This is a genomic window from Duganella flavida, assembly GCF_009857445.1.
GTDB lineage: Bacteria > Pseudomonadota > Gammaproteobacteria > Burkholderiales > Burkholderiaceae_D > Rugamonas > Rugamonas flavida.
Genome location: NZ_WWCN01000003.1, coordinates 68,042 through 80,712, shown reverse-complemented (window position 1 = coordinate 80,712; position 12,671 = coordinate 68,042). Strand labels below are relative to the sequence as shown.

The 12,671-nt window shown below is 62.9% G+C and carries 11 protein-coding genes; 6 read left to right on the top strand and 5 right to left on the bottom strand.

Annotated elements, in window-relative coordinates:
* Position 1 precedes the first annotated feature (1 nt).
* A complete protein-coding gene (locus GTP46_RS04950; RefSeq protein WP_161005517.1) occupies positions 2 to 1,711 on the top strand; it encodes a tannase/feruloyl esterase family alpha/beta hydrolase in 1,710 nt (569 codons plus the stop codon).
* A 3-nt stretch (positions 1,712 to 1,714) separates the two neighbouring features.
* Here the strand turns inward: GTP46_RS04950 and GTP46_RS04945 are convergent, their stop codons facing one another.
* Complete coding sequence (locus tag GTP46_RS04945; RefSeq protein ID WP_161005516.1) at positions 1,715 to 2,362, bottom strand: pentapeptide repeat-containing protein; 648 nt, start codon at positions 2,360 to 2,362, stop codon at positions 1,715 to 1,717.
* Between the two features lie 131 nt (positions 2,363 to 2,493).
* On the opposite strand from GTP46_RS04945, the gene GTP46_RS04940 reads away from it, so the two are divergent.
* Positions 2,494 to 3,807: a cation:proton antiporter gene (locus GTP46_RS04940; protein ID WP_161005515.1), complete on the top strand. Its 1,314-nt coding sequence runs from the start codon at positions 2,494 to 2,496 to the stop codon at positions 3,805 to 3,807.
* On the opposite strand, the gene GTP46_RS04935 is transcribed toward GTP46_RS04940, so the two are convergent.
* Positions 3,800 to 4,861, bottom strand: a complete 1,062-nt coding sequence (locus GTP46_RS04935; protein ID WP_161005514.1) for a tartrate dehydrogenase — start codon at positions 4,859 to 4,861, stop codon at positions 3,800 to 3,802. The two genes, GTP46_RS04940 and GTP46_RS04935, sit on opposite strands and share 8 nt — an antisense overlap.
* Before the next feature lie 86 nt (positions 4,862 to 4,947).
* On the opposite strand from GTP46_RS04935, the gene GTP46_RS04930 reads away from it, so the two are divergent.
* Together GTP46_RS04930 and GTP46_RS04925 are read left to right on the top strand one after the other, a co-directional pair.
* On the top strand, positions 4,948 to 5,862 hold the full coding sequence (locus GTP46_RS04930) for a LysR substrate-binding domain-containing protein (protein WP_161005513.1): 915 nt from the start codon (positions 4,948 to 4,950) through the stop codon (positions 5,860 to 5,862).
* Positions 5,863 to 5,892: 30 nt separating this feature from the next.
* Complete coding sequence (locus tag GTP46_RS04925; protein WP_161005512.1) at positions 5,893 to 8,571, top strand: bifunctional acetate--CoA ligase family protein/GNAT family N-acetyltransferase; 2,679 nt, start codon at positions 5,893 to 5,895, stop codon at positions 8,569 to 8,571.
* 4 nt (positions 8,572 to 8,575) lie between these two features.
* Here the strand turns inward: GTP46_RS04925 and GTP46_RS04920 are convergent, their stop codons facing one another.
* Genes GTP46_RS04920 through GTP46_RS04910 form a run of 3 tightly spaced genes read right to left on the bottom strand, consistent with a single transcriptional unit; the run spans position 8,576 to position 11,331 of the window.
* Positions 8,576 to 9,853: an ATP-binding protein gene (locus tag GTP46_RS04920; protein ID WP_161005511.1), complete on the bottom strand. Its 1,278-nt coding sequence runs from the start codon at positions 9,851 to 9,853 to the stop codon at positions 8,576 to 8,578.
* The gene (locus GTP46_RS04915; RefSeq protein ID WP_161005510.1) at positions 9,850 to 10,512 is read right to left on the bottom strand and encodes a response regulator; all 663 of its coding nucleotides are present in this window, start codon (positions 10,510 to 10,512) and stop codon (positions 9,850 to 9,852) included. Before GTP46_RS04915 ends, GTP46_RS04920 begins: the two co-directional genes overlap by 4 nt.
* Positions 10,513 to 10,551: 39 nt before the next feature.
* Positions 10,552 to 11,331: an IclR family transcriptional regulator domain-containing protein gene (locus GTP46_RS04910; protein WP_161005509.1), complete on the bottom strand. Its 780-nt coding sequence runs from the start codon at positions 11,329 to 11,331 to the stop codon at positions 10,552 to 10,554.
* Positions 11,332 to 11,463: 132 nt separating this feature from the next.
* Between GTP46_RS04910 and pcaH the strand changes: the two genes are divergently transcribed.
* Both pcaH and GTP46_RS04900 read left to right on the top strand, forming a co-directional pair.
* Positions 11,464 to 12,156: a protocatechuate 3,4-dioxygenase subunit beta gene (gene pcaH / locus GTP46_RS04905; RefSeq protein WP_161005508.1), complete on the top strand. Its 693-nt coding sequence runs from the start codon at positions 11,464 to 11,466 to the stop codon at positions 12,154 to 12,156.
* A gap of 11 nt (positions 12,157 to 12,167) precedes the next feature.
* Complete coding sequence (locus GTP46_RS04900; protein ID WP_161005507.1) at positions 12,168 to 12,668, top strand: peptidase associated/transthyretin-like domain-containing protein; 501 nt, start codon at positions 12,168 to 12,170, stop codon at positions 12,666 to 12,668.
* The last annotated feature ends 3 nt before the right edge of the window (positions 12,669 to 12,671 follow it).

Sequence of the window (12,671 nt, the reverse complement as noted above, 5' to 3'; positions counted from 1 at the left end):
TATGAAGACCACTCATATCCAGGCACTATCGGCGGCAACCGCCGCCCTACTGCTCGCCGCCTGCGGCGGCTCCGGCGCAAAGACCACTGGCGCCAGCAACGGCTTGCCGCAACTCGGCGCGGCCACCGGCGCCACGCTGGCCTCGTGCACTGAACTGGCAAGCAAAATCAACTTCGCCAACACCAGCATCACCGGTGCCACCGCCGTCACGACAGGTACCCTGACCGTCGCCGGCAAGCCGGTGCCCGCGCACTGTCAAGTCACTGGGCAGATGTTCAAGCGCACCAGCGCCGTGGATGGCCAGAGCTATGCCATCGGCTTCGAGATGCGGCTACCGAACAACTGGAATGGCCGCTTCTTCTACCAGGCCAATGGCGGCCTGGATGGCAGCGTGGTCACCGCCATCGGCGAAGTGGGTGGCGGTGGTGCGCTCGATCATGCACTGAACATGGGCTTTGCCGTCATCAGTTCGGACGCGGGCCACGGAGCGGCCACGCCCATGTTCGGCATCGATCCGCAAGCGCGTCTCGACTACGGCTACCAAGCGGTCGGCAAGCTAACGCCGATGGCCAAATACATCATCGAAACCGCTTACGGAAAAAAGCCGGACCGCTCCTACATCGGTGGCTGCTCCAACGGCGGACGGCACACAATGGTGGCGGCGGCGCGCTACGCCGACCAGTACGACGGCTTCCTGGTCGGGAATCCCGGCTTCCGCCTGCCTTACGCCGCCATCGCCAATATCGCCGGGGCCAAGACCTACAGCGCGCTGGCAAGCACGCCGGGCGATGCGTCGACCGGCTTCACGCTGGCGGAACGCAAGCTGGTATCCAAAGCAGTACTGGCAAAATGTGATGCGCTCGACGGTGCGACCGACGGCATGGTGCAAAACACGCAAGCATGCCAGGCGGCCTTCGATCTCAATCGCGATGTGCCAACTTGCAGCGGTGCGCGTGATGGCACCTGTTTGAGCGCGGCGCAGAAAACGGCCATCGGCAGTTTGTTTGCCGGCGCGACCACGGCGACGGGAACCAAGATCTACTCCAGCTTCCCTTATGACGCAGGCCTGGCTTACGAAGGGTGGGCGTGGTGGAAATTCTTCGCCTCGCTGGTGTTGGACAGCGGCGCGGTGGGACTGATTTGGGAAGCTCCGCCTGAAAATCCTGCCACGTTCAACGGTGCGAACTTCGCGCTGACCGGCGACCTAGCGAGCATGCTGGCCAAGGTCGGCGCTACCAACGCTACCTACACGGAAAGCGCACTGTCTTTCATGCTGCCGCCAAATCCATCCGATTTATCGACGCTGAAAAACCGTGGCGCCAAGATCATGGTCTATCACGGCACAAGCGATCCTATCTTCTCCAGCGACGACACCACGGCGTGGTACAGCGCGCTGCGCACGGCGAACAATGGCGACGCATCGAACTTTTCGCGCTTCTTCGCGGTACCAGGTATGAACCACTGCGCCGGCGGCCCGACAGCCGATCAATTTGACATGCTGACGCCATTGGTCGCGTGGGTGGAGCAAGGCAAGGCGCCCGATAGCGTGCAGGCCAGCGTGCGCGGAACCGGCAACGCGGGCGGCGTCAATGCGGATCTGCCGGCAGCATGGTCCGCCACGCGCACCCGCCCACTCTGCCCTTATCCGAAAACGGCGAAGTACAAGGGCAGCGGCAGCATCGAGGACGCCGCCAACTTCAGCTGCGAGTAGGCGCTACACCACGATGAGATCAAGCTCGCGCAGGAAAGCCGCTGCCTGCGCGTGCGAGATCAGCGCACCTTTGAACAGGCCAGCCTCGGTCAGCTTCACGCCTTCAATGCTGGCGCCGCGCAGGTCCGCACCCTGGAACTTGGCCAGCTTGAGCACAGCGTTGCGCAGGCTGCCGCCTTCGAATACGGTCTCGCGGAAGTCGCAGCCGGACAAGTAAGCGTCCGAGAAATCCAGTTCTTTCAGGGTCGCCTTGCGGAACGAGAAGCCGCGCAAGTCCGCGCCGACCAGCAGGCACTCTTCAAAGTGGATGCCAAGGTGCGCTACTTCTTCGAACGATGCGCCGGTCAGTTTGCAGCCGTTGAAAGCGGCGGAGGCCAGCTTGGAACGGCGCCATTTACTGTTATTCAGGTCGCAACCGTCGAAGCGTGCATCCACCGCATCGACCGACTCGAAGTCCGCGCCACCGGCGCGGCAGCGCAGCCACTGCGTGCGCGCCAGCTTGGCGGCAAACAGCGAGGTCTCGGCGAAGGTGCAGCGTTCGAACACGCAGCCTTGCAAATCAAGGCGCGACAAGTCTTCATCATCGAAGGCGCAGTTTTCAAAACGGCGTACGCCCTGCGCCAGTTGTTCTTCCAGTTCTTCGCGCTGCATTATTTCAGATTCATGGTTTGTACCGACAGCAGCTTGCACTGGCCATCGACGTTGACGTAAGCCCTGAGTATAACCGCTCCAGCGTGCCCTATCCCACATACATTTTGAAGGAATCCTCTTAGCCTTCCTGCATGAGTAATAATCAATGGTTCCTGCTGGTCGGGCTGCTGATGCTGGCGCGCGGCCTCGCAGCGACGACGATTTCGCGTTCGCCATTCACGTCGGCGATTGTGTACCTGTTTGCCGGAATTGTTCTCGGCCCGAGCTTTTTCGACATTCTCCACTTCGACCCATGGAAGCAATCGGCGTTGCTGGAAATGCTGACTCAGACCGCTCTGCTGATCTCCCTGTTCTCTGCCGGGATCAAGATGCCGGTGCCATTCAAGCTGGCGCGCTGGGGTGCACCACTGCGGCTGGCGTGGATTTCGATGACATTGACCGTAACGCTAGTGGCGCTGTTTGCTCACTACGTGCTGCACATGCCTCCCGGCGCTGCCATCCTGCTGGGTGGCATACTCGCGCCGACCGATCCGGTGCTGGCCACCGACGTGCAAGTGCGTCACGCTGGCGATAAGGACCAGTTGCGCTTTACCCTCACCTGCGAAGCGGGCATGAACGACGGCAGCGCCTTTCCCTTCGTGCTGCTGGGCCTAGGCCTGTTAGGCGTCGGCGGAGGTGCGGATGCCGGCGCAAACACTGGCGACGCCACGTACTATCTTCGCTGGCTGCTCATCGACGTCGGCTGGGCCACGGCAGGCGCGGTCGCAGTTGGCGTGGCTGCCGGCGCCGGGCTGGCGCGGCTGGGCTGGCAGCTACGCATCGTCGAGCCGCGTCACGACATCCTGGATGATTTGGTGGCGCTCGGCCTCATCGCCATCGTGTACGCCTTTGCCAGCATGATCAAAGCCTCTGGATACCTCGCGGTATTCTTCGCTGCCGTAGCGCTGCGCCAGACTGAATTGGTGCTGGCCGGTGCGCCCAAGGACCGGCAAGGCATGCTGGAACCGGATGTCGCCAAATCCGAAGCCGCACATACCAGCGACGCCGCTACGCCACCGAGGGTAGTCAGCGCCGAGGCGCTGGTGTTCAAGGAGCATCTCGAACGGCTGTCCGAGCTGACGCTGGTGCTCATCCTGGGCGGCATGATCTCGTTGCGCGACCTGCCATACGAAACCATCGGCGTGGCCGCCTTCCTGTTTTTGGTCGCGCGGCCGCTGGCGGTCTACATTGGGCTGATGGGCAGTGGCGTCAGCAAGCGTATGCGCGGCTTGACCGGCTGGTTTGGCGTGCGCGGCATCGGCTCGCTGTTCTATCTCGTATTCGCGATTCAATCCGGTCTGCCGCCGAACATCGCGCGCGAGCTGATAGGCATCGCGCTCGGCGTCATCATGCTGTCGATACTGGTGCACGGCTTCAGTGTCAAGCCGCTGATCGACACTATATAAGTGCGGCGATGGCGCTGCCCACTAACGTGGTATCGGCCGTCCCGCCCATGTCCGGCGTGCGCGGACCGTCAACCAGGCAGCGCTCCACTGCGGCCACGATGGCGTCATGCGCATCGGTGTGACCGAGGAAGTCCAGCATCATCGCGCCGCACCAGATCATGGCGATCGGATTGGCGATGTTTTTGCCGTAGATATCCGGCGCCGAGCCGTGCACCGGCTCAAACAGCGACGGGAAGGTGCGCTCCGGATTCAGATTCGCTGATGGCGCGATGCCGATGGTGCCGGCGCATGCCGGGCCGAGATCCGACAAAATATCGCCAAACAGGTTGGACGCCACCACCACGTCGAAACGTTCCGGCGACAGCACGAAGCGCGCAGCCAGGATATCGATGTGATACTTGTCGTGCCTGACCTCAGGATAGTCGATGCCCATCGCATCCACGCGCTCGTCCCAGTACGGCATGCTGATTGAAATACCGTTCGACTTGGTGGCCGAAGTGAGGTGTTTTTTTGGACGCTTCTGCGCCAGTTCAAACGCGAACTTCAGCGCGCGGTCCACACCGGTGCGCGTGAAGATGGATTCCTGCAGCACGAACTCGCGTTCCGTGCCTTCGAACATGCGACCGCCAACGCTGGAGTATTCGCCCTCGGTGTTTTCACGCACGATGACCATGTCGATATCGCCGGGCTGCTTGTTCGCCAGCGGGCAAGGCACGCCGGGCAGCAGGCGCACCGGGCGCAGGTTGATGTACTGGTCGAACTGGCGGCGGAATTTAAGCAGCGATCCCCACAGCGACACGTGATCCGGCACCGTCTCCGGCCAACCGACTGCGCCGAAGAACAGCGCATCGAACCCCTGCAGCTGCAGCATCCAGTCGTCCGGCATCATCTTGCCGTGTTCACGATAATAGTCGCAGCTAGGCCACTCAAACGTAGTCCACTCGATGGCGAAATTGAAACGTCGCGCGGCGGCTTCCACCGCACGCATCCCTTCCGGCATGACTTCCTTGCCGATGCCATCGCCCGCAAGGACAGCGATTTTATGTACTTTCATGACAGCTCCCTTCATGGAAAGCCACAGCATAAACCGGATAATCGTGTTTATAATGATATGAAATGTGAAGTCATAAAACACGATTCATGAATAATCCTATCGATAACGAAGACCTGCGCGTATTTACGACCGCTGCACGCAAAGCCAGCTTCGCAGCGGCGGCCGAGGAACTGGGTATGTCGCCGGCCTACGTCAGCAAGCGTATCGGCATCCTCGAACAGGCACTCGGCGTGCGCCTGTTCCACCGCACCACGCGCCGCGTCATCGTCAGCGAGGATGGTGAACGCGTCTACGCGCACGCCATGACGATACTGGAAAATCTCGACGGCCTGCTGCATGAAGTGGCCGAACGGCGCGACGTGCCGCGCGGCCAGCTGCGCATCAGCAGCAGCTTCGGTTTTGGCCGCAACGTGGTGGCGCCGGTAGTGGCACGGCTGGTGGCGGCACATCCCTCGCTGCAGGTCCGGTTTGAAGTGTTCGACCGGCTGGTCGACATCGTGGCGGAAGGCTTTGACCTCGACATCCGCATCGGCGACGACATTGCACCGCAACTCATCGCGCGCAAGCTGATGGCGAATCATCGGATCCTGTGCGCCTCGCCTGCATATCTCAAACGGCACGGCAAGCCGCGCAGCCTGCAGGAACTGGCAGGCCACAACTGCCTGGCGATCAAGGAGCGCGACTTGCCGTTCGGCGTGTGGTCGCTGCGCAGCGGCAGCGGTGACGAAGAAACGGTAAAGGTTACCGGCTCGCTATCATCCAACCACGGCGAGATCGCACTGCAATGGGCGGTGGAAGATGCCGGTATCGTGCTGCGTTCGCACTGGGATGCACAACCGTACCTGCACAGTGGCCAACTTGTACAGGTACTGCCCCAGTACACCCAAAGCGCCAATGTCTGGGCAGTCTACCCACAGCGGCTGGCCGGTTCGGCCAAGGTGCGCGTGTGCGTGGAATTCATGGAACAGCAGCTTAGATCGAGGCCGGCGATTAGCGTATAGTGTGGCCTTGTTGTCGCTGAAAAGGATGTCATGGATCTGCACTATCTTAGCCCGCTGTTTGCGCCCAAGTCGATCGTGGTGTTTGCCGGTCCGCCGGATGAACCAGAGCGACAGAATGTGTATGGCCGCAGCATCTGCGCCCAGTTGCGCGAAGGCGGCTACGAAGGCGCCCTGACCTTCCTTGATGTCAGCATGACCGGTACGCTGGCCGACCTGGTTCACTCGCGCGCCGACCTCGCGCTAATCGCGCTACCCAACGACGAACTGGCCTTCGCGCTTGAAGTGGCGGGTCGGATCCAGTGCAAATCCGCGCTGATTATTTCGTCCGGTGTACTGCCGGCGCAGGCGGTCGAGCTACACGCCATCGCCCGCAAACACGATATGTACCTGCTCGGGCCTAACAGCCTCGGTTACCAGCGTCCGCGCCTGAAGCTCAACGCCGGCGTGGCGGGCAAACTGGCGCAAGCCGGTAGCCTGGCGTTGATCTCGCAATCCGGCGCACTGACTTCAGCCATTCTCGATTGGGCCGGCAGCAATGCGGTCGGCCTGTCGACAGTGATTTCGCTGGGGCCGAACACCTCGGTCGACTTGGCGCAGGCGCTGGACTTCCTGGCTACCGATCCAGCCACCGAAAGCATCGTCATCTACATGGAAGGCATTACCGACGCCCGCCGCTTCCTGTCGGCGCTACGCGGCACTGCCAATACCAAGCCAGTGGTGATCATCAAATCCGGCAACGGCGCAGCGGCTTCGCGCGCGGCCGCCACCCATTCCGGCACCTTGATCGGCAGCGATGAAGTGTTCGACGCGGCGCTGCGTCGGACCGGCGCAGTGCGCGTGAATACCTTCGTCCAGCTGTTCTCCGCCGCGAAGTGCCTGGCCTCGCGCTATCGCCCGGTCGGACCGCGGCTGGCTGTAATCAGCAACGGCGGTGGCCCCGGTGTGCTGGCGGCCGACTGGCTGGCCAAGCTTGGCCTGCAACTGGGTGTGCCCGGCGACGAAGCTGCACAAGCCCTGGCGCCCGAACTGCCGCCGCACGCCACCCTGACCGATTTGCTCGACCTGTCCGAGGAAGCTGGCGCGGAACACTACGCCGCTGCGATCCGCTCGTGCGCGCAGAATCCGAATATCGACGGCCTGCTGGTGATCTATTCACCCAAGTTGGATGGCGATCCGCTGGCCGTCGCGCGCGGCGTAACCGAGGCCGGACGTGGCCTGAGCAAGCCGCTGCTGGCCTGCTGGATGGGCGACGAGCGCGTTACGCCGGGCCGCCAGTTGATCGCCCAGTCGGGCCTTGCCAACTTCCGCACGCCGGAAGCGGCGGTCGATGGCTTCAGCAATATCGCCGTGTTTTACCAGAACCAGCAACTGCTGCAGCAAACCCCGCCGCCGCTGTCGCAGCTGGCCAAGCCCGATCTGGAAGGCGCGCGCCGGCTGGTGGAAGGTGTACTGGCCGAGCGCCGCAGCGTGCTGACCGAAATGGAATCCAAGGCCCTGCTGGCGGCTTTCCACATTCCCATCACGCCGACCATGCCGGCCCGCAGCGCCGCCGAGGCGCAACTGATTGCGGCGCAACTAGGCTATCCAGTGGCCCTGAAAATCGACTCGCCTGACATCAGCCACAAATCGGCGGTGCAAGGCGTGGTGCTGAATCTTGCCGACGCCGCCGCGCTGGGCGCCGCCTACAACGACATGCTGGCTAACGTCCAGCGTTTGCAGCCGGGCGCGCGCATCAACGGCGTCACAGTGCAGCGGATGGCAGGCAAGCGCGATGGCCGTGAGCTCTACATCGGCGTCGCCAGCGATCCGCTGTTCGGGCCTGTGATCGGCTTCGGCGCGGGCGGCACCATGATCGACCTGCTCAACGATCGCGCACTCGAACTACCGCCGCTGAACCAGTTCCTCGCACAACGATTGGTTTCCCGGGCGCGTGTGGCCGACACGCTGGGCGAATGGCGCGGCGCACCGGCGGTGGACTTGCAAGGTATTGAACACATTCTGCTGCGCGTGTCGGAAATGGTGTGCGAACTGCCGCAGCTACGCGAGCTGGATATCAACCCGCTGATCGTCGACCAGCACGGCGTGCTGGCGGTCGATGCTCGTGTACTGGTGGGCGCTGCCCCACCGCTGGCACAGCGCTACGACCAGCTGGCCATCATGCCGTATCCATCCAACTATGCGAGCGAATGGCCGATGCGCGGCGGCGGCCAATACATTTTGCGGCCGGTGCAGCCGACCGATGCGGAAATGCTGCAATCGCTGGTGCGCGGCTTGTCCGAGCAGTCGCGCTACAACCGTTTCGCCTCGTCGCTGCGCGAACTGTCCGCGCAAATGCTGGCGCGCTACACGCTGATCGACTACGACCGCGAAATGGCGCTGGTGGCTGTGCTGACCACGCGCACCGTGGAAGATGACGGCAGTTTCAACGAGACCGAAAGCATCATCGGCGTCTCGCGCTACATCGCCAATCCGGACCGCAGCAGCTGCGAGTTCTCGCTGCTGGTGGATGACAAATTCAGCGGCCAGGGTCTGGGCACGCGCCTGATGGCCGAAATCATGGACGTCGCGCGCGACCGCGGCCTGAACGAAATCGTCGGCCTGGTACTGCGCAAGAACCGCCCCATGCTCAAACTGATGGCAAGCCTCGGCTTTGAAACCCGCCCTTACGACGACGATCCCGAATTCCAGCTTTGCAGCAAAGCGTTGTAAGGTATTAGAAAAGCACCGTCACACTCAAGCCGCGCCCTTCCATCCCATCGGCCAGCACAATCTCGGCCTGGTGGTGGTCAGCGATATTCCGCACGATAGATAGCCCAAGGCCGGCGCCCCATGCCTGCTGGCCGTCCGGGCGGAAGAAACGGTCGAACAGCCTGCCGCGATGCTCGGCTGGCACGCCGGGACCGTTGTCGCGCACGCGCAGCAGCCGGCGGCCGTCTTCATGGGCAGCCTGCAGGTCAACCCGGCCACCGCGCTGGGTGTAGCGCAGCGCGTTGTCGATCAGGTTATTTAGCAATACGCGCAGGCCGTCTTCATCCGCGTCGATCACGACCTGGCACGGTGCTTCCACGCCAAGGTCGATATCGCGGCTTTCGGCCAGCGCGGAATGATCGGCTACCGCCGCCTCCAGCAAGCGCCCCAGATCGACCGGCTTGCGCTGCGCCGCCGTCATCGCCGATTCATGCCGCGCGAGACTCAAAAGCTGGCGCACCAGATGCGTACTGCGATCCAGCCGTTCGTGCAGCTTGGCCAACGCCAGCGCGCGTGTTTCCTCAGTCGGCGCCCGTTCGGCCAGTTGCAACTGCAATTTCAGCGCCGTCAGCGGCGAGCGCAGTTCGTGCGCAGCGTCGGCCACAAAGGTGCGCTGCGCGGTCATGGCCTCATCGAATTGCTGCATCAGGGAGTTCAGCGCCAGCGCCACCGGCTGCAGCTCGGGCGACAGGTCGCCTGTGGAAATCGGCTCCAGCGAAGATGGCGAACGCCCTTCCACTGCTTGCGCCAACCGGTCCAGTGGCCGCAGTGCGCGGCCGACGACCACCACCACCAGCACACCCAGCACCAACGCAAATATCAGCAACGGCGCTCCGGCACGCAGCGCCATTTCGGCCGCCAGCTTGTTGCGGACTGCCAGCGGCTGCGCTACCTGCACGTAGCGACCGTGGCTCTCCTCACCGTACAAGCGCCAGTGGTGGCCATCAATTTTCAAGGTGCTGAAACCGCTGACCGGGTAACGCGCCAATGGCTGCAGGCCGCGCGACGCATGCCACACATGCATGCCGCCGTCATCCCAGCCTTGCAGGACAAATTCTTCTTCGGGATCTTCCGCCAGCGGCGAGCCGCTATCCGGCGCCACCGCCAACTGGCGCAGCTGGAGATCGGCCAGCTCATTGGTCTCCGTGCGCAACGAGCGATACAGCGAAGCGCTCGCGCCGACCACGCATAACAGCGTCGCACCGAGCAGGCCTGCCAGCAGTTGACGGCGGATGGTCTTCACGGCACGGCCGGTATTTTGTAACCCACGCCGCGCACGGTCTTGATAAAGTCCGGACCGAACTTCTTGCGCAGGTGGTGCACGTAGACGTCGACGGTATTACTCTCCACTTCAGCGTTCCAGCCGTACAGCTTTTCCTCCAGCTGCGCCTTGGCGACCACGCTGCCGGGATTATCCAGCAGCGCGCGCAGCACCGAAAACTCGCGGGCCGAAAGCTTGACCGGCTGGCCATCCAGCGTAGCCTCATGGCTGGCGAGATCCAGTCTTACGCCGCCATGTTCGATCACGGAGCGCGTGCGGCTGACGCGCCGCCGCAGCAGCGCGCGGATGCGGGCCAGCAGTTCGTCCAGATCGAAAGGCTTGACCAGGTAGTCGTCCGCGCCGGCATCCAGTCCTTCGACGCGGGCCGGCGTGCCGTCGCGCGCGGTGATAATCAGCACCGGCAAATCGTCGCCGCGCGCGCGCGTGGTGCGCAACACCTCCATGCCTTGCTTGCCCGGCAGCCCAAGATCCAGCAGCATCAAATCGTAGCCGACGCCGGACAGCGCCAGTTCCACATCGCCACCATTGCGCACCCAGTCGACCGCGTAGCTCTCGCTGCGCAAGCCTTCCTCGATGCTTTCACCGATCATCGGATCATCTTCAACCAGTAGCAGACGCACGGGACCTCCCCGTTGGAAAAGCCGGTATGGTACAGCAAACTACAGCATGGCATTCAGCTCAACCTGTATCTTCAGCAGCGCTGGCAGGCAGCGTTCCGCCATCTGCTCAAGCGTCATGCGGCCCGCATGAACGCTGATATTCATCGCCGCCACCACCTCGCCCCGGAAGTTTTTCAGTGGGACCGACATGGTGCGCAAGCCCAGCTCCAGTTCCTGGTCGACCAGCGCGTAACCCTGGCTGCGGGCGCGCTGGATCGCCTCGCCCAGCCGCTTCTTGTCAATGATGCTGTACTCCGTGATCGGTTCCAGCTGCACGCGTTCGAGATAGCTGTCCAACTGCGCCTGCGGCAAACTGGCCAGCAGCATGCGGCCGTTCGCCGTGCACCACGCGGGCACGCGCGTCCCTGGTTGCAGCGTGACCGACACCAGCTGACCCGCGCTCACCGCCGCCACGCACACCAGCTGGTCGTGATCAAGTACGCCGACCGATGCCGCCTCGCCCTGCTCGTACGCCAATCGATACAACAGCGGCTGCGCGAGACGCGGCAAACGCGCCGAGTGCAAATACGATTGGCCGAGCCGCAGCACCATCGGCGTCAATGAAAACAGCTTGTTCTCGTGCCGCATATAACCGAGGTGCGTGAGCGTGATCAGGTAGCGGCGCGCGGCCGCCCGCGTCAAGCCGGTGCGCGCCGCCACCTCGGCGATGCTCAAGCGGCTGCGCTCCTGGTCAAACGTGGCGATCACCTGCAGACCTTTTTCCAGTCCGGCCACCAGGTCGCGCGGGGCCGGCGCGCTGAGGTCTTCGTCAGTATCCATGGCAAATAAATGCAAATTTGTGCGATATGCGCACATTCCGTGCGAATAGCGAATATAACACGCCTGCGCCACCTTGTCCGCCGCCGCCTCGCTTCGTACCATCATCACAGCATTCAATCAGAGGAGACAGCTGTGAAATTCGACGCCATCGCTCCCGGAGTTTATCCGGAACTGGTTTATCCGCCCTACAAATCGACCACCCACCGCGGCCCGCGCCAACCGCTGCTGCGCCTCGACGCGCCGGTACCGGTCTCGCAAAACATCGCGCCGAAGTCGCGCATCCTGCTGCCCAACGACGCCGACCTGACCAAGCATGGCGAGGCGGAGCCGATCGGCGAGAAGATCGTCGTCACCGGCCGCATCGTCGATGAAGACGGCAAGCCGGTACGCAACTCGCTGCTGGAAGTCTGGCAGTGCAACGCGGCCGGCCGCTATCGCCATAAGAAGGACCAGCATGACGCGCCGCTCGATCCCAACTTCAATGGCTGGGGCAAGATGATGACCGACGACGACGGCCGCTATCGCCTCGTCACCATTAAACCGGGCCCGTACCCGTGGGGGAATCACGACAAGGCCTGGCGCCCGGCGCACATCCACTTCTCGCTGTTCGGGAACGTGTATGCGCAACGGCTGGTGACGCAGATGTACTTCCCCGGCGACCCGCTATTTGAATACGACCCGATTTTCCAGAGCATTCCCGACCTCGCCGCGCGCGACCGCTTGATCTCGCGCTTCAGCCTTGAGCAAACCGTCAGCGACCAAATGCTGGGCTATGAATTCGACATCGTCCTGCGCGGACGTGACGCCACCCCATTCGGCATCTGAGGAATCCAGCCATGAGCAATATCACCACTTCACAAACCATCGGCCCGTTCTCGCACGAAGCATGGAAATGGGCGACTGAATTGAACGCCGCAGCGGGCGTCATCACCATCCACGGCATCATCTACGACGGCGCTGGTGTGCCAATCAACGACGCGCAGCTCGAATCGTGGCAGCCTTCCGCCGCCGATGCGGAAGCCGCAGCAGACATCCCCGGCTTCCGCCGCGTGCCAAGCGGCGAGGATGGCGGCTTCCGCTTCCAGCTGTCCAAAGTCGAGCAAGCGCCCGGCGAACCGGTAGCCTACGTCACCGTGTTCGCGCGCGGCTTGGTGAAGCACCAGTTCACCGCCGTGTTCCTGGCCGACGACGCGGCACTGTCGCAGTCCGCTATACTGGAACAGGTACCTGCCGCACGCCGCGCCACGCTGCTGGCTGCGCGCCAGGCCAACGGCAGCTACCGCTGGGACATCCACATGCAGGGCGAACACGAAACCGTGTTCTTCGACTATGAGTAACCG

Coding starts and splice junctions, on each gene's coding strand:
- GTP46_RS04950 (WP_161005517.1), top strand. CDS start 2: ATGAAGACCACTCATATCCAGGCACTATCGGCGGCAACCGCCGCCCTA.
- GTP46_RS04945 (WP_161005516.1), bottom strand. CDS start 2,362: ATGCAGCGCGAAGAACTGGAAGAACAACTGGCGCAGGGCGTACGCCGT.
- GTP46_RS04940 (WP_161005515.1), top strand. CDS start 2,494: ATGAGTAATAATCAATGGTTCCTGCTGGTCGGGCTGCTGATGCTGGCG.
- GTP46_RS04935 (WP_161005514.1), bottom strand. CDS start 4,861: ATGAAAGTACATAAAATCGCTGTCCTTGCGGGCGATGGCATCGGCAAG.
- GTP46_RS04930 (WP_161005513.1), top strand. CDS start 4,948: ATGAATAATCCTATCGATAACGAAGACCTGCGCGTATTTACGACCGCT.
- GTP46_RS04925 (WP_161005512.1), top strand. CDS start 5,893: ATGGATCTGCACTATCTTAGCCCGCTGTTTGCGCCCAAGTCGATCGTG.
- GTP46_RS04910 (WP_161005509.1), bottom strand. CDS start 11,331: ATGGATACTGACGAAGACCTCAGCGCGCCGGCCCCGCGCGACCTGGTG.
- GTP46_RS04900 (WP_161005507.1), top strand. CDS start 12,168: ATGAGCAATATCACCACTTCACAAACCATCGGCCCGTTCTCGCACGAA.